This window comes from Crossiella sp. CA198 (genome assembly GCF_052078295.1).
In the GTDB taxonomy this organism is placed as follows: domain Bacteria; phylum Actinomycetota; class Actinomycetes; order Mycobacteriales; family Pseudonocardiaceae; genus Crossiella.
On sequence record NZ_JBQJIM010000019.1, the window covers coordinates 192,345 to 212,714 of the forward strand.

A 20,370-nucleotide genomic window follows, 5' to 3' on the forward strand; every position below is an offset into this window, starting at 1 on the left:
AATGGCGGGTTGTGGCTCAGTTGCCGGTGCTGAGTCCGGCGTAGTCGGCCAGGTCCGCGTTGCCGCCGGTGAGCACGGTGGCGACCGTTTCGCCCGGAATGCCCTTGGCGATGGCGGCCAGTCCGACCGCGCCAGCGGGTTCGGGCAGCACGCCGAGAGTGCGCGCGGCCAGTCGCATGGCCTGCCGCAGTTCCTCCTCGCTGACCAGCACCACATCGTCGACCAGCGCTCTGGTCCTGGCCACCGCCTGCTCGGTCGGGCGGCTGATCGCGATCCCGGCGGCGAAGGCGCTGGCGAGTTCCACGGTCAGCACCTCGTCGGCCGCCCAGCTCCGCGCCAGCGCGGGCGCGGCGGCCGCGGCGACCCCGATCACCCGCACCTCCGGCGCGTGCGCCTTGACCCAGGCGGCCACCCCGGAGATCAGCGCGCCATCGCCCATCGGCACCACCAGCGTGTCGAAGGTGTTGCCCCGCAACAGTTCCATCCCGATCGTCCCGGCGCCCTCGGCCACCGCGGGATCCCGGCCGTCCAGCACGTACACCCGGTCAGGGGCCTGCGCCGCGTACGCCTCGGCCAGCGCCAGCGGAGAGCCGTCGACCTCGTGCGGCACCGCGCCGAAGGCCCGCATCCGGGCGAGTTTCACCGGCGAGGTGCCCCTTGGCACGAACACCTCGGCCCGCAGACCACGTCGCCGCGCCGCGTACGCCACGGCCTGGCCGAAGTTCCCGCCGGTGGAGGAACACACGATCGTCCCGATGCCCTCGGCCACCTCGCTGACGAAGTACTCCGCGCCGCGGCCCTTGAACGAGCGCAACGGGTTCAGCAGCTCCACCTTGGTCAGCACCCGGCGGCCGAGCGCGGCGCAGAGCTGCTCGTCCACGTACTGCGGGCTGTTCAGGAACACGGGATCGATCACCTTCGCCGCGGCGAGGATGCGATCAAGCGAAAGGTCGGTCACCCACCTCACGCTAGATGGCGGTGCTGAACCGGCGCTGCCGCTGACCCCCGGATGACCTCGACCAGGCTGGCGAAGCTGTCCCGCCCGAACCCCGCCGCGATCCCGCGCGCGGTCAGCGACTCGACCAGCCGGGGCAGCCCCGGGTCGAGTCCGCGCTCCACGCTGGCCCGCACCAGGTTCCCCATCAGCGGCGCGTCCAGCTCCAGCCACTCCTGCTCGCCGGGGTAGGTCCCAGCGTCGAGCTGGGTCGCGTAGTCCTCGATCACCTCGACCACCGTGCTCCGCAACCAGCGGGTGAGCATCGGCGTCACCGCCGCCGCTGGCACCCCGTCGGCGCCGAGCAGCGCCGCGGTCTGCAGGTAGCCGATCAACGTCGCCCAGGCGAAGTTGAGCAACGCGACGTCGTAGAGCGCCGCCGTGCCCGGGTCCGCGCCCAGGTAGTTCGCCTCGCCCAGTCGCGCCAGCACCGCGCGATGCCGCTGGAACACCTCGGCGTCCCCGCTGTAGACCAGCACCGTTTCCGGCTTGCCCACGTGTTCGGGATGCGCCATCAACGCCCCGTCCAGGTACCGCCCGCCCCGCGCCCGCACCAGCTCCGCGGCCTGTCGCGCCTCCGCGCTGGTCCCCGAGGTGAGGTTCACCAGATCAACCCCACCCAACTCCCGCGCCAGCAACACTTCCAGCTCGCCGTGTTCTGCCGCGCACACCACCACCAGCCCAGCCCCCTCCACCGCACCCAGCACCCCGGCCAGCCCCGCCGCCCGAGCCCCAGTTCCCAGCACCGCGACCATGCGCCCTCCCAGCTACCTACACAATGTAACCTACATTCTGTAGCATGAGTTCATGGCCGAGCACCGCATGTCAAGACAGGACCGCCGCGACCACCTCCTGCGCACGGCCACCGAGATCCTGCACACCAACGGCGCCAACGCCCTGACCCTGGTCACCCTGGCCGAGCGTGCCGGGGTGTCCAGACCCGTTGCCTACGACCACTTCGGCACCCGCGAGGGCCTGCTGCTGGCGATGTACCAGGACTACGACGACCACCTGGCCCAGGCGATGCGCGCGGCACGGTCGCGGGCGGGGTCGCTGACGGAGGTGGTGACCGCGGTGTGCACGGCCTACGTCGACGGGATGATCGCGGCGGGACCGGATTGCGGTGAGGTGCAGGCGGCGCTGTTGGGGCATCCGGAGACCCGCGACTTCCGGGAACGGTCGGAGCGCTGCTACCTGGCTGAGCTGCGGGCGGCGTTGAAGCCATTCGCGCCGGTCGCGCCGGGGGTGCTTGTCGGGCTGTACAGCGCGCTGGACGGGGTGGCGCGGGCGGCGGCGGCCGGACGGGTGACGCGGGGCAAGGCGGTCGCGGCGGCGGTGGCCATCGTGGTCGGCGTGGTTCAGGAGTGAGTGGAAGCGGCGGCTTATAGTGCGGGTAGATGTATTTTTGTGGGGGTAGCCGTACTATTGTGGGGGATTGTGGGAGGTGGGTGTGGAGCTGAATCGGCCGTTGGCGACGGTGACGCCCACGCTTGACGGGGATGTTCTCGCCGCGTTGGCCAGGCACGATGCCGTGTTCACCACGGGGCAACTGCGCCGGCTGCTCGCCGGGCGGTCGGAGGAGGGGATTCGCAAGGTGCTGCGGCGGCTGACCCGGCAGGGCGTCGTGCACGCCGAGCGGATCGGCAACGCCTACGCGTACCGGCTCAACCGCGAGCATCTCGCCGCGCAGCACATCATCGGCCTGGCCCAGCTACAGGAGACCTTCCTGCGGCGCCTTGCGGACCGGCTGGCCGCCTGGCCCGTGCCACCGGTCTACGCCGCCGTGTTCGGCTCGGCCGCCCGCGGCACGATGACCCTGGCGAGTGACCTCGACCTGCTGCTGATCCGTCCCGAGGATGCCGATAGTGATCAGTGGGAGGCCCAGGTCGGCGACCTGGTGGCCGAGGTGACCCGCTGGATCGGCAACGACACCCGTCCGCTGGAGTTCACCGCCGCCGAGGTCACCGCCCACGGCCGCGACCAGGCCGTCCTGCGCGCAGCGCTGAGCGAGGGGCTCACCGTAGCCGGGACCCGTGCCTGGTTGAGCAGGCAGTTGCGGAAGGGGAGGGGTGGGCGTGCGGACGCAACCGTGCGACGCGGCGATCCGCCGCGGCCGCCTGCGCAAGGCGGAACAGTTCAAGGAACAGGCGGACCAGATCCGCGACCTGGCCGACCAGGACACTGACTGCGCCGACAGTTACGTGACCCTGTGTGTGCACGCGGGCATAGCCGCCTCGGACGTCATCTGCTGCGCCGCCCTGGGCCACCACGCCCACGGCGAAAACCACACCGAGGCGACCGCCCTGCTGGGCAAGGCCGACCGAGAAGCGGCCAGACACCTGGCCGCTCTCCTCAAAATGAAGACCAAGGCTGGCTACAGCCACACCTCAGCCACCATCGAGGAGTTCAAACGAGCAGGCCGAGCCGCCGAAACCCTGGTGGAAAAAGCCCGCCGAGCCCACGCCACCACCTAGCGCCCCACAACGGCCAACAAGACGTACCAGAACAGCCAACACGGCGTACCAGAACAGCCAACACGGCGTCCACAACGGCCAACACGCGCGGAGGGGAACGGCGGGCAAGGCGGCGGAGCCGCACGTGCAGGGCAGGCGGGGGTCCGGGGGCGGCGCCCGCCGGGTGGGGTCCGGGGGCTTCGCCCCCGGGGTGACTGACACGTCGACCCGGCGAAGCGCGCAGCGCGAGCAGGGTCGACCCAGTCGACGTGGGGCCGGTGGGAGTCGAACCCACACTGGCACGGACCTAAACCGTGTGCCTCTGCCAATTGGGCTACGGCCCCGTCGGCGTACAGCCTAACCGGCGACACCTGGCGGGTGGAGGCGGACTGGGTGACGCGGCGTGGCGGGTTGGGGCTACCGTGATCCCGCGTCAGACATCGTCCTGCGAGGAGGGGACCTGTGGCTCGGGATCCGGAGAGCATTCAGCGTGACATCGAGCAGGCGCGGGACTCGCTGGCCTCGACGTTGGACGAGTTGGCGGTGCGGGCGAACCCGAAGAAGTTCGTGGCGGAGTCCAAGGCCGCGGTGAAGTCCAAACTGGACGATCCGCGGGTGAAGTACTCGTTGATCGCCTTCGGGGCGCTCGTGGTGCTCGCGTTGCTGCGCAAGATCTTTCGCTGACACCGGGACGGGTCCCGCTGCCGCCTGCTCAGTTGAGCAGCGGTAGCAGGGCCTGTTCCAGCAGTTTGTCGACGAAGGCCGCGTCGATGGGTTCGCCGGTGAGCATCAGCCGGTAGGTCAGGGTGGCGCCGGCCAGCTCGTTGACCATGCCCAGGGGGGCTTGGCGGTTGATCTCGCCGCGTTCGGCGCCCCGTTCCAGGATCCGGCGGAGCATGCCGCGCTGGCCGGTGAGGAAGCTGTCCCGGAAGGCGGTGGCCAGTTCGGGTTCGTGCGGGAGTTCGCCGACCAGGGCCTGGGCCGCTTTGCCCGAGGGGCCGGTCAGGAAGTCGGCGTAGCCCAGCAGGAACTCGCGCAGGTCGCCGGCGACCGAACCGGTGTCGGGTTCCGGGACGCTGCGGCTGACCAGTTCGTTGCAGGTGTCGATGACCAGTTCGAGTTTGGACTCCCAGCGGCGGTAGATGGTGGCCTTGCCCGCCTTGGCGCGGGCGGCGACGGCGTCCATGGTCAGCGCGCGGTAGCCGACCTCGGCCATCACCTCCAGGGTGGCCTTGCGCAGGGCGTCGTCCCTGCTGGCGTCGCGGGGTCTGCCGCGGGGCGCCCCGCCCGCCTCCTTGGCTCGGCTGCTGTGCAACTCGTCAGTGCCTGGCGCAGTCGCCAAACCTGCCCCCTCTCACCGCCGCCGACGTCTGTGTCGGCGGCGTGACCGCCCGTGTCCTGTCATCCTAGGGCCGCTGAGCGGGCCGGGGTGTCAACCGGTCGTCCGAAGTGGAAGGTCAGCCGGTGTTCGTGGCAGCTTGGGTCCCTTGTTCTTCCTCTTCTTCCACTTCTTCGCCATCGGGCTGGGTCGGCGCCTGGGTCAGCGGCGCCCCGCCCAGCGGGGCCAGGCCGTGCCGGGCGTGCAGGTAGGCGGTGGTGAAGGCGAAGGCGTCGCCGTCGAGCAGGTGCACCGCGCGGCTGGGGATGCCGGGCGCGATCCGCTCCAGAATTTGATCGGCCTGGTCCCTGGCCGCGATCAGGCCCGGCGCGGTGGCCGCCTCCTCAAGCCGGCCGTACCGGACCGTGACGGTCCAGTCCTCGCCCTCGGGCATGTAGTCGACGGTGATCGGTGTGTGGTCCATAGACGCCTCCCGCTCGGCCTCGTCCCATGGTGAGAGACCTCGGGGGTGAGCGCATGACGGTTTGGCGGGTGACATCCCCCAGTTGGTCGTACTCACTCGTCCGAGTGGACCTGCGATGCCTGTGTAACCCGGGAGGGGACTGAACAGATATTCCGGGCAGTGGCGCGGTCCGGTCGAGGTCCCGCCGCGGCCGAGCAGGGGCAGCGCGGTCGCGGCGGGGATCTTTCGCCGCGTGTCGCTGAACTTCCCGTGTTGAAGGGGCATGCGGGAGGTGCGGGCGGCTCCCGGTCGACGCGGAATCGGGAGCCACCCGCAGTACTCAGACCGGGACCGGGCTCAGCCGTCCCGAGCGGTCCAGCCGGTGCACGGCCAGGGTGCCGAGCAGGCCCAGTGCCAGCAGCGTCAGCCAGGGGATCGCGGGCACGCCCGCCGACCTGGCCAGGTCGAGCGCGCGGCCTGCCACCAGGTTGCCGACGGTGATGCCGATGCCGGACAGGGTGCTGTAGAGCCCGTAGTGCGTGGCGACCAGCCTGCCGCCGGAGAGCGCGGCGATGGTGTCCATCTCGAACGGATAGGTCACCACCGTGCCCAGGGTGAGCAGCAGCGAGGTCAGCAGCAGCGCGGGCAGCCACAGGCCCAGTCCGCCCTGCTGCTGGGGGTCCAGCAGGCCGGTCAGCAGTGGCGGCAGGAACGCGCCGGTCATCAGCGCCAGCCCGAGCGTGATGCACCGGGCCGGGCCGTAGCGGCTGCGGCACCAGGCGGTGATCCGCAACTGCCCGAGCACCGCGACCAGCCCGGAGACCGCGAACAGCGCGCCGACCCCGATCGTGCCAGCCAGTTCGCCGCCCGCGATCGCCCGCACCTGCAACGGCAGGGTCAGGTAGATCTGGAAGGACAGCACGTAGGAGCCGATCATGGCGATGGCGAAGAACAGGAACGGCCGGTTGCGCACCGCCGTGCCGACCCCGCCGAGCAGGCTGCCGCCGCCTCCTGGCGCCGAGCGCGCCGGCAGTTCCCTGACCTGCATGACGGTCAGCACCGCGAAGACCACCGCGGCCACCAGGCAGGTCAGCGAGAAGGCCACCCCGGTCAGCGCCAGCCCGATCAGCGGCCCGATCAGGATGCCCACCTGGTAGAAGACGTTGAACAGCGCGAACGCCTCCACCCGCCGCTCGCCGGACTCGGCGGTCAGATAGGCCCGGGAGGCCGGGTTGAACAGCGCCCCGGCCAGTCCGGTGGCGGCCGAGGCGGCGATCAGCGCGGGCAGGCTGTCCACGAAGCCGAGCAGCCCGAAGCCCACGGTGCGCAGCGCCAGGCCCGCGATGATCATCGGCTTGTAGCCGAACCGGTCGGCCAGCGCGCCGCCGAAGAGGAACATGCCCTGCTGGGACAGGTTCCGCACGCCCAGCACCAGCCCGACCAGCCAGGCCGCCAGGCCCAGCCCGCCGGAGAGGTGCGCGGCCAGGTAGGGCATCAGCATGTAGAAGCCCAGGTTGATGGTGAGCTGGTTGACCAGCAGCAGCCGCACCGGCCGGGGGAAGGACCGGTACTGGGACAGGACCTGGATCACCGGGTGCCCGCCGCGGGGTCGACGACCGTGCGGCAGCGCGTCCACCCGGTCACCTCGGCGGCCAGCGGGTGCGAGATCTCGGCCGGGTCGGTGGGCGGCGGGCCGTCGAGCAGGCCGTGCGCCTGGCAGTACTCGTCGTTGAACACGGTGGTGTAGTAGCGCTGCGGGCCGTCCGGGAAGATCGCCGCGATCCGGGTGTCCGGTTCGGCGTCGCGGGCCAGCCAGCCCGCGACCAGTGCGACCGCGCCGACACTCCAGCCGCCGGTGGCGAAGCTGGTCGCGGCCAGCGCGCGGCTGGCCCACACCGATTCCCGCGGTGCCACCCAGTGCACCTCGTCGAAGCTGTCGTAGGCCACGTTGCGCGGGTAGATGCTGGAACCCAGGCCGCGCATCAGCCTGCGGCGGGCGGGCTGGCCGAAGATGGTCGAGCCAATGGTGTCCACCCCGATCAGGCGCAGGTCGGGGCAGAACTCGCGCAGCACCCTGGACACCCCGGCGGAGTGCCCGCCGGTGCCGACCGAGCAAACCAGCACGTCGACCCGGCCGAGCTGGGCCACCAGTTCCATCGCCAGCGCCGAGTACGCGGCCACGTTGTCCGGGTTGTGGTACTGGTCCGGGCAGTACGCGCCCGGGTGCTCGGCCAGCACCTCGGCGACGCGCTGCCGCCGGGCCTCCTGCCAGCCGCCGGTCGGGTGCGGTTCGCTGACCAGTTCGATCCGCGCGCCGTAGGCGGCCAGCAGCCGGTGCAGGATCGGCTCCATGCCGGGGTCGGTGACCAGGGTTACCGGGTGCCCGTAAGCGATTCCGGCCAGCGCGAGGCCGAGGCCGAGGGTGCCGCTGGTGGATTCGACGATCATCGCGCCGGGTGCCAGCTCACCGCGGCGGCGGGCGCAGTCGATCATGTGCAGGGCCGGGCGGTCCTTCATGCCGCCGGGGTTGGCACCTTCCAGTTTGGCCCAGAAACCGTTGCCCGCCTTGGCGAAGGGCTCGTCGATCCACAACACCGGGGTGTTGCCGACCGCGGCGGGCAGGCTCTGGCAGCGGGGCGCGCTGGTGAGCAACCTGGCCGGGGACGTGCGGGCATGCGGGAGCAGCAGATCCATGTCTGTGGTTCTTCCTCGGGAAGAGGTACGGGTGAAGGCGGGTTACCGGCTGCTGCTCAGGTCCGGAACACGCAATTGACGAGCTGGCGCGACTGTCTACTGTGGACGGTCTGGTGCCACGCGAGTGGAGCCGGGGCGGGTTCTGCTTGCGGGGCAAGGAAAACCGGCGGGATGACGGCGGGGTCCGGCAGTTCGGTGGCGGGGGTCAGCGGATCGGCGCCGCGGGGCAGCGCGAGGCACAGTTCATCGGTGCCGTCGTGCTGGGTGTGATCGCAGTCGTGTGTGCTGTGATCGGCCGTGGAACCGCTGTGTGTATGGGAATGCACGGAAGCGGTGTGCGTCACGAAGCACTCGCCACCGAGGTGGAGAGTGAGGTAGAGGACCCCGAGTAGCAGCGCCACAACGGGGCGGGCCAGACGCACACCGCCAACGTACCGGATCTTGCGACCTGGTCACGGCCAGGTTACGACGAAGGTAGTAGTCCTTCCGGGTTGTCTTGGGCGGCGAGATCGCCCAGGGCCTGGGTGACCTCGGCCATCGGGAAGCCGGGCTGGAAGGCGCGGGCGCCGGATCCGCCTTGCTGCCAGGGTTTCGGGCCGTCGAAGGGCCGGTACTCCACACCCGCGGCGTCCAATCTGGACAGCTGCGCGCGCACCCGCTCCGGCTCCTCCGGCCAGCTGGACGGGGCGCCGGTCCAGGCCACCTCGGCGAGGGCGCAGGTCCGCGGGAAGGCGCGGTAGTCGAGCAGCCGCGCGTGCGGCAGGTACTCACTCCACAGCTGGGCCTGCACGCCGATGATGTTGGCGTTCTCCGCCTCGCTGAACCCGGCCGGGCGCGGGTCGAGCGCGGCCACGTCGGCCAGCCGCACCGGACCGCCGATGGCCAGTGGCTCGCGCGGGTCGGCCTCGCTGTAGTAGTCGAAGTAGGTGGGGAAGACCGGGGTGCGCACCACCTGGAACCCGGCGGCCGCGGCCTTGCGGGCCACCTCGTCGCCGCGCCAGGCCATCACGATCGAGTCCGGCCGCAGGCCGCCGCTGCCGAAGGCCTCGTCCCAGAACACCGCGCGGACGCCGCGGCCGGCCAGCCGGTCGGCCAGCCTGCGCAGGAAGTCCCCGTGCAACGCGGCCATGTCCGGCAGGCCGCGGGACTCGCGGTAGGCCTGGATCTCCGGGTTGGCCTCCCACTGGCCGAGCGGGCACTCGTCCCCGCCCAGGTGCACGTATGGGCCGGGCAGCACCTCCAGGAGTTCGCCGAGCAGCTCGTCCACCACCTGTTCCACCGCCGGGAGCGGGGACAACAGATTGGGGAATATGCCCCAGGTGGACTGGACCTGGTAGCTGCCGCCGGGCACCGAGCCCAGTTCGGGCATCGCGGTGAGCAGCGCCGAGGCGTGGCCGGGCACGTCCAGTTCGGGCACCACGGTGACCGCCCGCTCCTGCGCGTACGCGCCGATCTCGGCCAGGTCGTCCCGGCTGTAGCAGCCGCCGTGCGGGGTGCCGTCCTCGCCCTCGGGGGAGTGGCCGTGGCCGATCATGGTCCTTGACCGGTGCGCGGCCAGTTCGGTGAGCTGGGGGTAGCGGGCGCTCTCGATCCGCCAGCCCTGGTCATCGGCCAGGTGCAGGTGCAGCCGGTTGAGCTTGTGCATGGCGAGCAGGTCGATCATCCGCAGCACCTCCCGCTTGGGCAGGAAATGCCGGGACACGTCGAGCATCAGGCCGCGCCAGGCGGTGGCCGGGGCGTCGGTGACCTCGCAGCAGGCCAGCTCCCAGACCGTGCCCCTGGGCGCCGCGGCCCGCCAGGCCGCGTCCGGCAGCAGCTGGCGCAGAGTCTGCACCGCGTAGGTCGCGCCCGCGGTGGACCCGGCCACGATGTCCAGCCGGTCCGGCCGGACCAGCAGCTGGTAGCCCTCCGGGCCGTGCGCGGCGGCGTCCAGGGTGATCACCACCGAACCGGGGTCGGGGGTGCCGCGCTGGGGTAGCGGCAGGCGCAGGAAGCCCAGTGCGCGGCGCACCAGATCGGTTGTGCTCTCAGCGCCCGGACCAGCGACAACGCTGGTGCGTTCGGTGAAGCGGAAGGTACCGGCGAGCCCTCGCGCGCTCCGTGGGCGGGGCAACAGGGTGGCGAGTCGATCGGTCACAGATCACATACTTCACCAATTTCGGGGACACGAACCGCCCTAATTGATGAACGGACAGGTTGTCGCGTTGTGCCACCGGGCTGGGCGGACCCAGGGTGTGCCCATGGCTAGCCTGCTCGATTGGTCCCTGATCGACGGGGCGGTCCCCGCTGGGCTGACCTTCGCCGGCGGAGCGGCCTTCGCCGTGTTGCTCGCCGATGGCCGCCGGGTGTGGTGGCGGCGGACCCTGCCGCTGGTGCTGCTCGGCATGCTGGTGCTCGGACTGCTGATCGAGGTGCTGGTCAACCAGGTGTGGCGGCCGTTCGCGGACCGGGTGCCGACCAACACGACGCTGTGGATCACGATGATCGTCGGCAGCCTGGTGCTCGGCGTGTTCCGCTGCCTCCCGCAGCGCTGGCCTGCCCGGACCGGGATCGCGCTGGCGGTGGTGGTGCTCGCGGTGTGCGGGGTGGCCGACATCAACCGGTACTTCGGCCAGTTCCCGACCGTGGGCGCGCTCTTCGGCAGCGGGCAGCGCCCGACCACCGACCTGTCCGAGGCGGCCAAACCGGCCGCCTCCACCGTGGTGGTGCCGCCGGGCAAGGCGCTCAGTGAGGTGTGGCAGCCGCCGGCGGACCTGCCTGCCCAGGGCACGGTGTCCGAGGTGACCATCCCGTCCTCGGCCGGGTTCAGCACCCGCACCGGCCGGGTGTATCTGCCCCCGGCCTACCAGGCCACGCCGCGGCCGAAGCTGCCGGTGCTGGTGCTGCTGGCCGGGCAGCCCGGCTCGCCGTCGGACTGGCTCGGGCCGGGGCAACTGGCCACCACCATGGACAAGTACGCCGCGGACAACCGGGGCCTGGCGCCGATCGTGGTGGTGCCGGACCATCTGGGCAGCGAGCTGGCCAACCCGATGTGCCTGGACTCCAAGCTCGGCGCGGCCGAGACCTACCTGGCCAAGGACGTGCCTGCCTGGGTCCGGCAGAACCTGCAGGCCGAGGCCGACCCGCAGGCCTGGGCCATCGGCGGGCTGTCCCAGGGCGGGACCTGCGCGTTGCAGCTGGCGGTGCGCGCGCCCGAGGTCTACCGCAACTTCATCGACATCTCCGGTCAGCGCGAGCCCTCGCTGGGCACCCGCAAGGACTCGGTGAACGCGGCCTTCGGTGGCGACGAGGCCGCGTTCAAACGGGTCAACCCGCTGGACATCCTGGCCACCGCGAAGTTCCCGAAGACCGCGGGCCTGATCGTCTCCGGCAACAAGGACGGCGAGTTCCGGCCGCAGCAGCAGGACGTGCTCAAGGCCTGCCGCCGGGCGGGCATGCAGGTGGACTGGCTGGAGATCCCCGGCCCGCACAACTGGGTGGTGTGGCGACCGGCGCTGGCCCAGGCCATGCCCTGGCTGGCCCAGCACACCGGACTGACCCCGCGATGATCGGAGCCCGCAGTGTCCACTGAGGACAGTCAGGTCGAGCCAGCGTCCGTGGCGCGCCGGCCTGCGCCGATCAGGCTGGTGCACCAGGGAATCGCCGCGCTGCGCGGGCTGCTCGGACTGCTCGCGCACGCCCCGCTGACGCTGGTGTTCCTGGTCGCGCTGTGGACGGTGGGCGCGCTGACCGGCAGCCTGCTGGACGGGCCCTCGGGGGAGTTGCTGCCGCAGGTCGGCATCGGCACCGGCTCGCTGGCCGACGGGCACTGGTGGGCGCCGCTGAGCAGTGCGCTGTGGTGCCTGGACCTGGTCGGCTACCTGGCCACCTCGGTGCTGCTGCTGGGATTCGGCGCGGCTGGCGAGCGGTTGCTCGGACCGGGCCGGACCGCGGTGCTGTTCCTGATCAGCCAGGTCGGCGGCACCCTGCTGGGCATCGGCGTGATCAAACTCGGCTCGGTGGCGGGCTGGCTGTGGCTGAACTTCCTGGACGATCCGGCCGAGCTGGCGCTGAGCCCGTCCACCGGCGCGGTCGGGCTCGGCCTGGCGCTCAGCTCCCGGCTGCCCGCGTTGTGGCGCAGGCGATTGCGGCTGGCGCTGATCGTGGCGCTGGTGACGCTGGCGTTGTTCTCCGGCTACGCCCAGGACGTGGTGCGGCTCTGCGGTGGGCTGGTCGGCATGCTGGCCGGGCTGGCCATGCTCGGCCGCTCCAGCAAGACCGTGGGCGCGCCGTCCCGCTCGGAGACCAGGGTGCTGCTCGCGCTGTTGCTCGCGGCCTGCGCGCTGGGACCGGTGTTCATGCTGCTCACCCCCTACACCGCCGGGCCGCTGACCGCGCTCGGTGATGTGCTGACCTCGCCGGTGCCCAGCGCGGACCAGATCGAGGCCATCTGCGCCGACCCGGACTTCGCCGAGCGGTGCCGGGAACTCAAGGCCAGGGCCAATTTCGACGGCCTGCCCAGCGCGATCATGTCCGTGCTGCCCGCGCTGTTCCTGCTGGTGCTGGCCGAAGGGCTGCGGCGGGGCCGGAAACTGGCCTGGTGGTCGGCCACGGTGGCCAACCTGGCGCTGCTGGTGTGGTTCGTCCAGTCCATTGTGGACCTGATGCTGACTCCGGCCGCGGAATTCGGCGACATCACGCCGCACACCAAGGGCCAGCTGGTCTTCGACTCCTCGATGCCGGTGCTGTTGTCGGTGGCCATGCTGATCGGCCTGGTGGTCACCCGCAGGCAGTTCACCGTGGCCGGGCCGCGCAGGTCCCGGCGGCGGCTGGTCGCCTTCATCGTGGGCGCGTTCGTGCTGCTGGGCGTGGTGTACGTGCTCGGCGGGTACGCCTGGCGGGACCAGTTCGACCCGCAGCCCGGCTTCGGCCAGCTCATCGCGGACGCGCCCTCGCGGTTCCTGCCGCCGGGTTACCTGGACCTGTTCCCGGTGCGGTTCATCGCCACCGGCGGCATGGCCGGGCTGCTGTGCGAGTACCTGGGCGTGGTGTTCTGGCTGCTGGTGCTGGGCGCGCTGCTGGTCACCTTCTGGCGGGCCGCGCCACCCACCGACGAGACCGCGGCCGCGCGGGCCAGGGACCTGGCGCGGAAGTTCGGCGGCTCCACCCTGGCGCACATGACCACCTGGCGCGGCAACAACTACTGGTTCACCGCGGACGAGCAGGCCGTGGTCGCCTACCGGGTGGTGGCCACCATCGCGATCACCACCGGCGACCCGGTCGGCGAACCCGCGGCGCGGATCGAGGCGGTGCGCGGATTCGCCGACTTCTGCGCGCGCAACGGCTGGACGCCCTGCTTCTACAGCGTCACCGAAGCGATCAAGGACGAGACCAGGGAATTCGGCTGGAGCGCGGTGCAGGTCGCCGAGGACACCCTGGTGCCACTGCCCGAACTGGCCTTCACCGGCAAGAAGTGGCAGGACGTGCGCACCGCGCTGAACAAGGCGGGCAAGGCCGGGATCACCGCGGAATGGTGGAGCTATCCGAAGGCGCCCCTTGCCATCACCGACCAGGTCCGGTCCATTTCCGAGGAGTGGGTGGCGGACAAGGGCCTGCCCGAGATGGGCTTCACCCTCGGCGGGCTGGACGAGCTGAACGACGACGAGGTCCGCTGCCTGGTCGCGCTGGACGCCGACCGGACCGTGCACGGCATCACCAGCTGGTTGCCGGTGCACCGGGACGGGCAGGTGGTCGGCTGGACGCTGGACTTCATGCGCCGCCGGGCCACCGGATTCCGCGGCGTGATGGAGTTCCTGATCGCCTCGGCCGCGCTCAGCTTCAAGGAGGAGGGCGCGGAGTTCCTCAGCCTCTCCGGCGCTCCGCTGGCCCGGCTGGACCGCGGTCAGCAGCCCGGCGCGCTGCAACGACTGCTCGACTTCGCCGGCCGGGCGCTGGAACCGGTGTACGGGTTCCGCTCGCTGTTCGCGTTCAAGGCCAAGTTCCAGCCGACCTACCAGCCGATGTACATGGCCTACCCGGACCCGGCCGCGCTGCCGCGCATCGCCAACGCGATCGGCCGGGCATATCTGCCGAATATGGGGGCGAGGCAAGGTCTGCGCCTGGTGCGGCGGGTCCTGAGCCGTTAGTTTGCCGGGGTAACGAACCCGGCGAAAGGCGGCGACGTGCGGACCTCACGACCCTTGCGCGCGGCGGTGGTGCTGTGTGCCACCGCGGCGGTGACCCTGACCAGTGCTCCGGCCGCGGGCGCGGTCGAGGCTGGTCAGAGCGGTAAGAGGCCAACCCAGACCGGCTACGGCGGTGCGGTGTCCACGGTGGATGAGGACGCCACCAAGGCCGGTATCGAGGTGCTGCGCCGGGGTGGCAACGCGGTGGACGCGGCGGTGGCCGCGGCCGCGGCGCTGGGCGTGACCGAACCGTTCTCCGCCGGGATCGGTGGCGGCGGGTTCTTCGTCTACTACGAGGCGCGCACCGGCAGGGTGCACACCATCGACGGCCGGGAGACCGCGCCGAAGCGGATGAAGCGGGACTCCTTCGTCGAGGACGGCAAGGCCATCCCGTTCGACGAGGCGGTCACCTCCGGCCTGTCCGTCGGCGTGCCCGGCACCCCGCTGACCTGGCAGCGCGCCCTGGACAAGTGGGGCCGCCGGGACCTGGCCGAGAACCTGCGCCCGGCGATCAGGCTGGCCCGCGACGGGTTCACCGTGGACAAGGAGTACCGCGACCACACCTGGCAGAACGAGGCTCGCTTCCGCGCCATCGCACCCACCGCGAAGCTGTTCCTGCCCGGCGGCAAGCTGCCCGAGGTGGGCAGCACCTTCCGCAACCCCGACCTGGCCCAGACCTACCAGGGCCTGGCCCAGCGCGGGTTGGACTGGCTCTACCGCGGTGAGCTGGGTCGCGAGGTCGTGCACACGGTGAACCAGCCGCCGGTGGCCCCGGGCGCCACGATCAAGGTGCGGCCCGGCCTGATGGAGACCGGCGACCTGGCCGCCTACCGGACGGTGGACCGCGCGCCGACGAAGATCGGTTACCGCGGGCTGGACGTGTACAGCATGGCCCCGCCGTCCTCCGGCGGGTCCACGGTCGGCGAGGCGCTCAACATCATGGAGCGATTCCCGTTGTCCGGCAAGGACGTCAACGGGGCCACCCACACCTACCTGGAGGCCAGCAGGCTGGCCTACGCGGACCGGAACAAGTGGATCGGGGATCCGTCCTTTGTGGACGTTCCGCTGAAACAGCTGCTGTCGGACGGTTTCGCCAAGGACCGGGCCTGCCTGATCGACCCGAAGAAGGCCATGCCGCACCCCGCCCCGGCCGGTGACCCGCTCAAGCCCGGCGGCTGCAAGACCACCGCGCCCGGCTCGGACCGGCACGAGGGCACCTCCACCACCCACCTGAGCACCGCGGACGCCTGGGGCAACGTGGTGGCCTACACGCTGACCATCGAGCAGACCGGCGGCAGCGCGCTCACCGTGCCGCACCGCGGTTTCCTGCTCAACAACGAGCTGACCGACTTCGACTTCGCGCCCCCGGCGGCGGGCCAGCCGTGGCCGGCGAACGCGCCCGAGGCGGGCAAGCGGCCGCGCAGCAGCATGTCGCCGACCATCGTGCTCAAGGACGGCAAACCGTTGCTGGCCCTGGGTTCCCCCGGCGGCTCGACCATCATCACCACCGTCCTGCAGACCCTGTTCAACCGGATCGACCTGGGCATGTCCCTGCCCCAGGCGGTGGCCGCGCCGCGGCTGTCCCAGCGCAACCGGGCCAAGACCGAGGCCGAACCCGCCTTCTTCAACTCGCCAAGGCGGGCTGAGCTGGAGGCGTACGGCCAGCAGTTCGAGCTGCCCTCGACCACCTTCACCCCGAACCCGGAGATCGGCACCGTGGCCGCGCTGGAGTTCCTGGGCCGCGGCAAGATCCAGGCGGTGGCCGAGCCGGTCCGCCGCGGCGGCGGCAGCGCCAAGGTCCTCTTCCCCACCCGCTGACCGTCGACTTGGGCCAACTCGTACGTCGAGTTGGCCCAAGTCGGCGTACCAGTTGGGCCAACTCGGTGGTTAGGGTTGGGGGTCATGGGGTTTTTTGACGATGAGCCGGATGTCGTTGCCGCGCCCGTGGCCGAGCCGGCGCGGGCCGCGCGGGCGGTGTGGCTGGGGCCGCCGGAGGATGTGCCCGGGGTGCTGGTGCCGCTGGAAGCCGTGGTGACCAGGACGGACAACGCGGTGGTGCTCGTGGTCGGCGCGCGGGCCTATCCCAATGGCTGCCAGGTGGAGGCCAGGGTGGCCGCCCGGCGCGCGGGGCTGGCCGAGGATGCCTGGTGGGAGCTGCACGACGGGCTCTTCGGCGCGCACCGGCGGCGCTGGAACCGCGACCCCTCCACCGAATCCGCCCCGCACTTCAGCGTGCGGCTGGCCGACGGGACCGAGGTCGCCGCGGTCGGGTCGGCGCCGGAGCAGCAGCCCGCCGGAGCGCTGCTGGTGTGCAGTCCGGACGGTGGCGCCGCGGACAGCGGGCGGGTGGACTCGCACTTCCAGCTCTGGCTGCACCCGTTGCCGGACACCGAGTTCGAGCTGCGGATCGAGTGGGCCAGCGCCGGGATCAACACCACCGCCAAGCTCGACGGGGCGGCGATCGCCGCGGCGGCGCGACGGGCCGAGCCCTACTGGTCCTGAAAATCCTCGGGGTGGTCATCCGGCAGCACCCAGGCGAGCAGGGCCGTCGGCGCGGCCGCCAGTACCACGAAGGCGATCGCCAGCAGGATGCTCGCGTTGATGCCGAGATCCGGACTGCGCTGGTTGAGCAGCAGGTAGGCCAGTAGCGGGAGCAGGGTCAGCAGCCCGAACTGGTAGCCGAGGAAGATCGCGCGGTCGCGCAGCTCGCGCTGGCGCTCGTCCAAGGAGGGCGAGAGGGTCTCGACGAGTGCCGCGGTCAGCACCCGGAGCAGGCCCCACACCGACAGCCAGCCCGCGTAGAGGGCGAGCCACAGCGGCAGGAACCACCCGGTACCGCGCAGGTCCGTCAGCAGCACCACGACCAGGAAGACCGGGAACAGCGACCAGGCCACGGCCAGCACCCGCCGGTGCCGCCGGGTGCGCCAGCGGGGCAGCCTGCGGCTGAACTTCGCCGTCCGCCGCCGCTCGTACTCCGTGTACCGCTCGCGCAGGCTCATCCCTGCCCTCCTCGATAGACCTGCTCGGACAGCGGGGTGAACGGCGCCCGGCTGAACACCGCCTCCACCGGCAGCCCGAAGACCTCGCAGATCCGGAAGGCCAGATCCAGGCTCGGGTAGTGATCTCCACGCTCCAGCGCGCCGATGGTCTGCGGGTTGACCTCCACCGCCTCGGCCAGCGCGACCCTGGACAGGCCGCGTTCGGCGCGCAGCACCGGGAGCCGGTTGTAGATCGGCAGGTCCTTGCCCCGTCGCACTGGGCTCACCAGGTAAGTCTGGCACAACCGGCTGGTTGGACAACTTGACAAGCTGTTGGGTTTTTACAACACTTCGCCGTATGAACACATCAGCGACGGTGGGGGCGGGCGCTGGCCTGGAGGTGGACCGGCTCGGCAAGCGTTACGGGGACCTGCGCGCGCTGGACGGGATGAGCTTCCTGGTGCGGCCCGGTGAGCTGTTCGGCTTCGTCGGCGGTAACGGCGCCGGCAAGACCACGACCATGCGGATCGTGCTGGGCGTGCTGGCCGCCGACTCGGGACAGGTGCGCTGGGACGGGGCGTCGCTGGACTTCGCCGGGCGCCGCCGGATCGGCTACATGCCGGAGGAACGTGGGCTCTACCCGAAGATGAAGGTCGGCGAGCAGCTCACCTACCTGGCCCGGCTGCACGGGTTCGGCCCGAAGGCCGCCCGGCGGGAGGCCGAGGACTGGCTGGAGCGGCTGGGTGTGGCGCAGCGCCGGGACGATGAGGTGCAGAAGCTCAGCCTGGGCAACCAGCAGCGGGTGCAGCTGGCCGCGGCGCTGGTCTACCGGCCGATGCTGCTGGTGCTGGACGAGCCGTTCTCCGGGCTGGACCCGGTGGCGGTGGACGTGCTCAGCGAGGTGCTGCGCGAGCAGTGCGCCCAGGGCGTGCCGGTGCTGTTCTCCAGCCACCAGCTCGACCTGGTCGAGCGGCTGTGCGACCGGGTGGGCATCGTGCGGCAGGGCCGGATGGTGGCCTGCGGCACCGTCTCCGAGCTACAGCGGGCCGGTTCGGCCCGTTTGGTGGTGGACGCGCCCTCGGCTACTCCGGGTTGGGCGGAACGCATTCCCGGCGTCCGCATTGTGTCCACAGTGGACGGTCAGACCGTGCTGGAACTGGCCGAGGGCGTGGACGACCAGGTGGTGCTGGCTGCGGCCCTGCGCACCGGGCCGGTGCGTGGTTTCGGCCGGCACCAGCCGAGTCTGACCGAGACCTACCGGCACATCGTCACCGAGGAGGCGAGCGCGTGAACACCCAGCTCGGACCGGCCCGCGGCGCCTGGCTGGTGGCCAGTCGCGAGATCGCCACCCGGATGCGCGGCAAGTCCTTCGTGCTCGGCACCCTGCTGATGCTGGCCATTGTCGGCGGCCTGGTCGGCTTCGCCACGCTCAACGGCGGGACCGAACGCACCGCCGCGGTCACCGCGCGCAGCGCACCGGTCGGCGAGGCGTTGCGGGCGCAGTTCACCGCCAGTGGCGACCAGCTGGAGCTGCGCACGGTGGCCGATGCCGCCGAGGGTGAGCGTCTGGTTCGCGCGGGCGAGGTGACCGTGTTCCTGGACGCCGGTCCGGGCGTGCGCGCGGTGGTGGACAACGACACCGACGGCGAACTGCGCGCGGCGCTGGACGTGCTCGCGGTCAAATCGGTGCTGGATCAGGCGGGCCGGGCGCCGGAACCGGCCCAGGTGCGGGCGCTGACCCCGGCCGATCCGGATCGCGGATCCCGGCTGGCGCTGGCCTTCGCCACCGCGATGCTGCTGTACTTCGCCCTGCTCGGCTACGGGATCACGGTGGCCCAGGGCGTGGTGGAGGAGAAGAGCAGCCGGGTGGTCGAGCTGTTGCTGGCCGCGGTCCGGCCGTGGCAGCTGCTGGCGGGCAAGGTGATCGGCATCGGCCTGGTCGGCCTGGCCCAGCTCGCGCTGGTCACCGGGGCCGGCCTGGCCGCGGCCACCGCCACCGGGTCGGTGACGCTGCCCGGCGGCACGGTGGGCACGATCACCGCGCTGATCGGCTGGTACCTGCTCGGGTTCACCCTCTACGCCACGCTGTTCGCCGCCACCGGCGCGCTGGTCTCCCGTCAGGAGGACATGCAGTCGGTGATCATGCCGGTGATGATGCTGATCGTCATCCCGATGGCGGGCGGGCTGCCGCTGCTGCTGCGCAATCCGAACGACCAGCTGGTGGAGTGGGTATCGCTGCTGCCGCCGTTCGCGCCGATGCTGATGCCGATCCGCGCGGCCCTGGGCGCGGCCCCGCTGTGGCAGCAGTTGCTGGCGGCCGGGCTGATGCTGCCGGCGATCGCTCTGCTGCTGTGGCTGGGCGGCCGGGTCTACGCCAACACCGTGCTGCGCGTGGGGGCGCGCACGAAACTCACCGAGGCGTTGAGCCGTAAGTGAGTCCGGCGCCCCCGGCCCGTTCGCGGCCGGGGGCGCCGTCGGCTCAGCGTCCGCGCCAGGCCAGGGTGGACACGCTCAGCGCGGCCTCGGCCACCCGCCGGGCCGCCTCGGTGCGCAGCGACTCGCGCGAGGAGTCGATCCAGCCCTGCACCCCCCGGTAGCCGCTTTCCCGGTATTCCACCGCCTGGAACAGGCATTCCAGCTTGTCCGCGTCCTTGGCGCAGTGCGCCTCGGCGGTGCCAGCCGCCTCGTACTCGTTGACCACCTCCTGCACCGTCTTGCGCGCGGTGTCCGGCAGCGCCGCGGTCTGGTCCGCGGTGATCTGCTCGTTGGAGGCCGACACCAGGTAGTCGCGGGCGGTGTGGGTGAGATCGCCGATCCTGGTCTCCTGGGAGTCGTGCCAGAGCGCGAGTAACGCCGCGCGGGCGGGGTCGGCGCCCTCCATGGCGGCGAGCATGGTGGCGAGCTGGGCGACCCGCAGGCTGTGCTCGGCGACCGATTCGGGGTCGCGGACGCCGATGTGCCACCAACCAGCCCGGCGGGTGCGCTTGAGCACCCCCAGCTCGAAGGCGAACTCGGCGACCGCGGCCGCGTCCCGGTCGTGCTTGTCGTTCACTGGCTGACCTCTCTCCTCGGCAGTCACGTGCCTTGGCCGGACCGGCTGACTCAGCGAGCGGCCAGCCGGATGGCGTAGTCCAGTCCGGTCAGTTCGCGATGGGCCTGCTTGGCCAGTTCGGCGTCCTCGCTGATAGGGCTACCTTCATTCATGGCCGGGACCTCCGGGGAACGCTCTGCTCGCTTGTCCTGCGAGGACTGAAATGAGACGGCGTCCCCGGAGGTTTCAGCCGGAGGCTCGCCATCTCGGAAGGT

The 20,370-nt window shown here is 71.4% G+C and carries 21 protein-coding genes and 1 tRNA gene; 10 read left to right on the forward strand and 12 right to left on the reverse strand.

Annotated features, from left to right (window positions below; all coding sequences use genetic code 11):
• Positions 1-16: 16 nt before the first annotated feature.
• Both ACTOWY_RS30370 and ACTOWY_RS30375 read right to left on the reverse strand, forming a co-directional pair.
• Positions 17-958 (reverse strand): threonine ammonia-lyase, encoded by a 942-nt coding sequence (locus ACTOWY_RS30370; RefSeq protein ID WP_441313026.1) that lies wholly within the window; start codon positions 956-958, stop codon positions 17-19.
• Between the two features lie 5 nt (positions 959-963).
• The gene (locus ACTOWY_RS30375) at positions 964-1,749 is read right to left on the reverse strand and encodes an NAD(P)-dependent oxidoreductase (RefSeq protein WP_441313027.1); all 786 of its coding nucleotides are present in this window, start codon (positions 1,747-1,749) and stop codon (positions 964-966) included.
• Positions 1,750-1,801: 52 nt separating this feature from the next.
• On the opposite strand from ACTOWY_RS30375, the gene ACTOWY_RS30380 reads away from it, so the two are divergent.
• The 3 genes from ACTOWY_RS30380 to ACTOWY_RS30390 all read left to right on the forward strand — a co-directional run bounded on the left by ACTOWY_RS30380 (position 1,802) and on the right by ACTOWY_RS30390 (position 3,468).
• On the forward strand, positions 1,802-2,362 hold the full coding sequence (locus ACTOWY_RS30380) for a TetR/AcrR family transcriptional regulator (RefSeq protein WP_441313028.1): 561 nt from the start codon (positions 1,802-1,804) through the stop codon (positions 2,360-2,362).
• A gap of 82 nt (positions 2,363-2,444) precedes the next feature.
• Complete coding sequence (locus tag ACTOWY_RS30385; RefSeq protein WP_441313029.1) at positions 2,445-3,179, forward strand: nucleotidyltransferase domain-containing protein; 735 nt, start codon at positions 2,445-2,447, stop codon at positions 3,177-3,179.
• Between the two features lie 28 nt (positions 3,180-3,207).
• On the forward strand, positions 3,208-3,468 hold the full coding sequence (locus ACTOWY_RS30390; RefSeq protein ID WP_441313030.1) for a hypothetical protein: 261 nt from the start codon (positions 3,208-3,210) through the stop codon (positions 3,466-3,468).
• A gap of 249 nt (positions 3,469-3,717) precedes the next feature.
• On the opposite strand, the gene ACTOWY_RS30395 is transcribed toward ACTOWY_RS30390, so the two are convergent.
• Positions 3,718-3,791 (reverse strand) — tRNA-Leu (locus ACTOWY_RS30395).
• Positions 3,792-3,909: 118 nt separating this feature from the next.
• Here ACTOWY_RS30395 and ACTOWY_RS30400 point away from each other — a divergent pair.
• Positions 3,910-4,131, forward strand: a complete 222-nt coding sequence (locus ACTOWY_RS30400; RefSeq protein ID WP_441313031.1) for a DUF3618 domain-containing protein — start codon at positions 3,910-3,912, stop codon at positions 4,129-4,131.
• 28 nt (positions 4,132-4,159) lie between these two features.
• Here the strand turns inward: ACTOWY_RS30400 and ACTOWY_RS30405 are convergent, their stop codons facing one another.
• The 6 genes from ACTOWY_RS30405 to ACTOWY_RS30430 all read right to left on the reverse strand — a co-directional run bounded on the left by ACTOWY_RS30405 (position 4,160) and on the right by ACTOWY_RS30430 (position 10,059).
• Positions 4,160-4,762 carry a TetR/AcrR family transcriptional regulator gene (locus ACTOWY_RS30405; protein WP_441313032.1) on the reverse strand — a complete coding sequence of 201 codons (603 nt, stop codon included), beginning with the start codon at positions 4,760-4,762 and terminating at the stop codon, positions 4,160-4,162.
• A 142-nt stretch (positions 4,763-4,904) separates the two neighbouring features.
• The gene (locus ACTOWY_RS30410; protein WP_441313033.1) at positions 4,905-5,249 is read right to left on the reverse strand and encodes a hypothetical protein; all 345 of its coding nucleotides are present in this window, start codon (positions 5,247-5,249) and stop codon (positions 4,905-4,907) included.
• A 319-nt stretch (positions 5,250-5,568) separates the two neighbouring features.
• Positions 5,569-6,864 carry an MFS transporter gene (locus ACTOWY_RS30415; RefSeq protein WP_441313034.1) on the reverse strand — a complete coding sequence of 432 codons (1,296 nt, stop codon included), beginning with the start codon at positions 6,862-6,864 and terminating at the stop codon, positions 5,569-5,571.
• Entirely contained in the window at positions 6,816-7,922 is a 1,107-nt protein-coding gene (locus tag ACTOWY_RS30420; RefSeq protein WP_441313035.1) for a PLP-dependent cysteine synthase family protein, read from the reverse strand. The genes ACTOWY_RS30415 and ACTOWY_RS30420 overlap by 49 nt, the downstream gene beginning before the upstream one ends.
• Positions 7,923-7,978: 56 nt before the next feature.
• Complete coding sequence (locus tag ACTOWY_RS30425; protein ID WP_441313036.1) at positions 7,979-8,344, reverse strand: hypothetical protein; 366 nt, start codon at positions 8,342-8,344, stop codon at positions 7,979-7,981.
• Positions 8,345-8,385: 41 nt separating this feature from the next.
• Entirely contained in the window at positions 8,386-10,059 is a 1,674-nt protein-coding gene (locus ACTOWY_RS30430) for a beta-N-acetylhexosaminidase (protein WP_441313037.1), read from the reverse strand.
• A gap of 103 nt (positions 10,060-10,162) precedes the next feature.
• On the opposite strand from ACTOWY_RS30430, the gene ACTOWY_RS30435 reads away from it, so the two are divergent.
• The 4 genes from ACTOWY_RS30435 (at position 10,163) to ACTOWY_RS30450 (ending at position 16,588) form a co-directional block, all read left to right on the forward strand.
• Positions 10,163-11,470: an alpha/beta hydrolase gene (locus ACTOWY_RS30435; protein WP_441313038.1), complete on the forward strand. Its 1,308-nt coding sequence runs from the start codon at positions 10,163-10,165 to the stop codon at positions 11,468-11,470.
• A 48-nt stretch (positions 11,471-11,518) separates the two neighbouring features.
• Complete coding sequence (locus ACTOWY_RS30440) at positions 11,519-14,047, forward strand: bifunctional lysylphosphatidylglycerol flippase/synthetase MprF (RefSeq protein ID WP_441313039.1); 2,529 nt, start codon at positions 11,519-11,521, stop codon at positions 14,045-14,047.
• Positions 14,048-14,083: 36 nt separating this feature from the next.
• Positions 14,084-15,904 (forward strand): gamma-glutamyltransferase, encoded by a 1,821-nt coding sequence (gene ggt, locus ACTOWY_RS30445; RefSeq protein ID WP_441313040.1) that lies wholly within the window; start codon positions 14,084-14,086, stop codon positions 15,902-15,904.
• A gap of 84 nt (positions 15,905-15,988) precedes the next feature.
• Entirely contained in the window at positions 15,989-16,588 is a 600-nt protein-coding gene (locus ACTOWY_RS30450) for a hypothetical protein (protein ID WP_441313041.1), read from the forward strand.
• On the opposite strand, the gene ACTOWY_RS30455 is transcribed toward ACTOWY_RS30450, so the two are convergent.
• On the reverse strand, positions 16,576-17,085 hold the full coding sequence (locus tag ACTOWY_RS30455; RefSeq protein ID WP_441313042.1) for a hypothetical protein: 510 nt from the start codon (positions 17,083-17,085) through the stop codon (positions 16,576-16,578). The genes ACTOWY_RS30450 and ACTOWY_RS30455 overlap by 13 nt on opposite strands.
• Positions 17,082-17,351: a helix-turn-helix transcriptional regulator gene (locus tag ACTOWY_RS30460; protein ID WP_247764082.1), complete on the reverse strand. Its 270-nt coding sequence runs from the start codon at positions 17,349-17,351 to the stop codon at positions 17,082-17,084. The genes ACTOWY_RS30455 and ACTOWY_RS30460 overlap by 4 nt, the downstream gene beginning before the upstream one ends.
• 71 nt (positions 17,352-17,422) lie before the next feature.
• Here ACTOWY_RS30460 and ACTOWY_RS30465 point away from each other — a divergent pair, with 71 nt between their 5' ends.
• Both ACTOWY_RS30465 and ACTOWY_RS30470 read left to right on the forward strand, forming a co-directional pair.
• Complete coding sequence (locus tag ACTOWY_RS30465; protein WP_441313043.1) at positions 17,423-18,355, forward strand: ABC transporter ATP-binding protein; 933 nt, start codon at positions 17,423-17,425, stop codon at positions 18,353-18,355.
• Positions 18,352-19,500 (forward strand): ABC transporter permease, encoded by a 1,149-nt coding sequence (locus tag ACTOWY_RS30470; RefSeq protein ID WP_441313044.1) that lies wholly within the window; start codon positions 18,352-18,354, stop codon positions 19,498-19,500. Before ACTOWY_RS30465 ends, ACTOWY_RS30470 begins: the two co-directional genes overlap by 4 nt.
• Positions 19,501-19,543: 43 nt before the next feature.
• Here the strand turns inward: ACTOWY_RS30470 and ACTOWY_RS30475 are convergent, their stop codons facing one another.
• Positions 19,544-20,116, reverse strand: a complete 573-nt coding sequence (locus ACTOWY_RS30475; protein WP_441313045.1) for an HD domain-containing protein — start codon at positions 20,114-20,116, stop codon at positions 19,544-19,546.
• Positions 20,117-20,370: the final 254 nt, after the last annotated feature.

What these genes read in the sequence shown, in the direction of transcription:
- ACTOWY_RS30435 (WP_441313038.1), top strand. Translation starts at nt 10,163, where the DNA reads ATGGCTAGCCTGCTCGATTGGTCCCTGATCGACGGGGCGGTCCCCGCT.
- ACTOWY_RS30465 (WP_441313043.1), top strand. Translation starts at nt 17,423, where the DNA reads ATGAACACATCAGCGACGGTGGGGGCGGGCGCTGGCCTGGAGGTGGAC.
- ACTOWY_RS30410 (WP_441313033.1), bottom strand. Translation starts at nt 5,249, where the DNA reads ATGGACCACACACCGATCACCGTCGACTACATGCCCGAGGGCGAGGAC.
- ACTOWY_RS30375 (WP_441313027.1), bottom strand. Translation starts at nt 1,749, where the DNA reads ATGGTCGCGGTGCTGGGAACTGGGGCTCGGGCGGCGGGGCTGGCCGGG.
- ACTOWY_RS30420 (WP_441313035.1), bottom strand. Translation starts at nt 7,922, where the DNA reads ATGGATCTGCTGCTCCCGCATGCCCGCACGTCCCCGGCCAGGTTGCTC.
- ACTOWY_RS30380 (WP_441313028.1), top strand. Translation starts at nt 1,802, where the DNA reads ATGGCCGAGCACCGCATGTCAAGACAGGACCGCCGCGACCACCTCCTG.
- ACTOWY_RS30455 (WP_441313042.1), bottom strand. Translation starts at nt 17,085, where the DNA reads ATGAGCCTGCGCGAGCGGTACACGGAGTACGAGCGGCGGCGGACGGCG.
- ACTOWY_RS30450 (WP_441313041.1), top strand. Translation starts at nt 15,989, where the DNA reads ATGGGGTTTTTTGACGATGAGCCGGATGTCGTTGCCGCGCCCGTGGCC.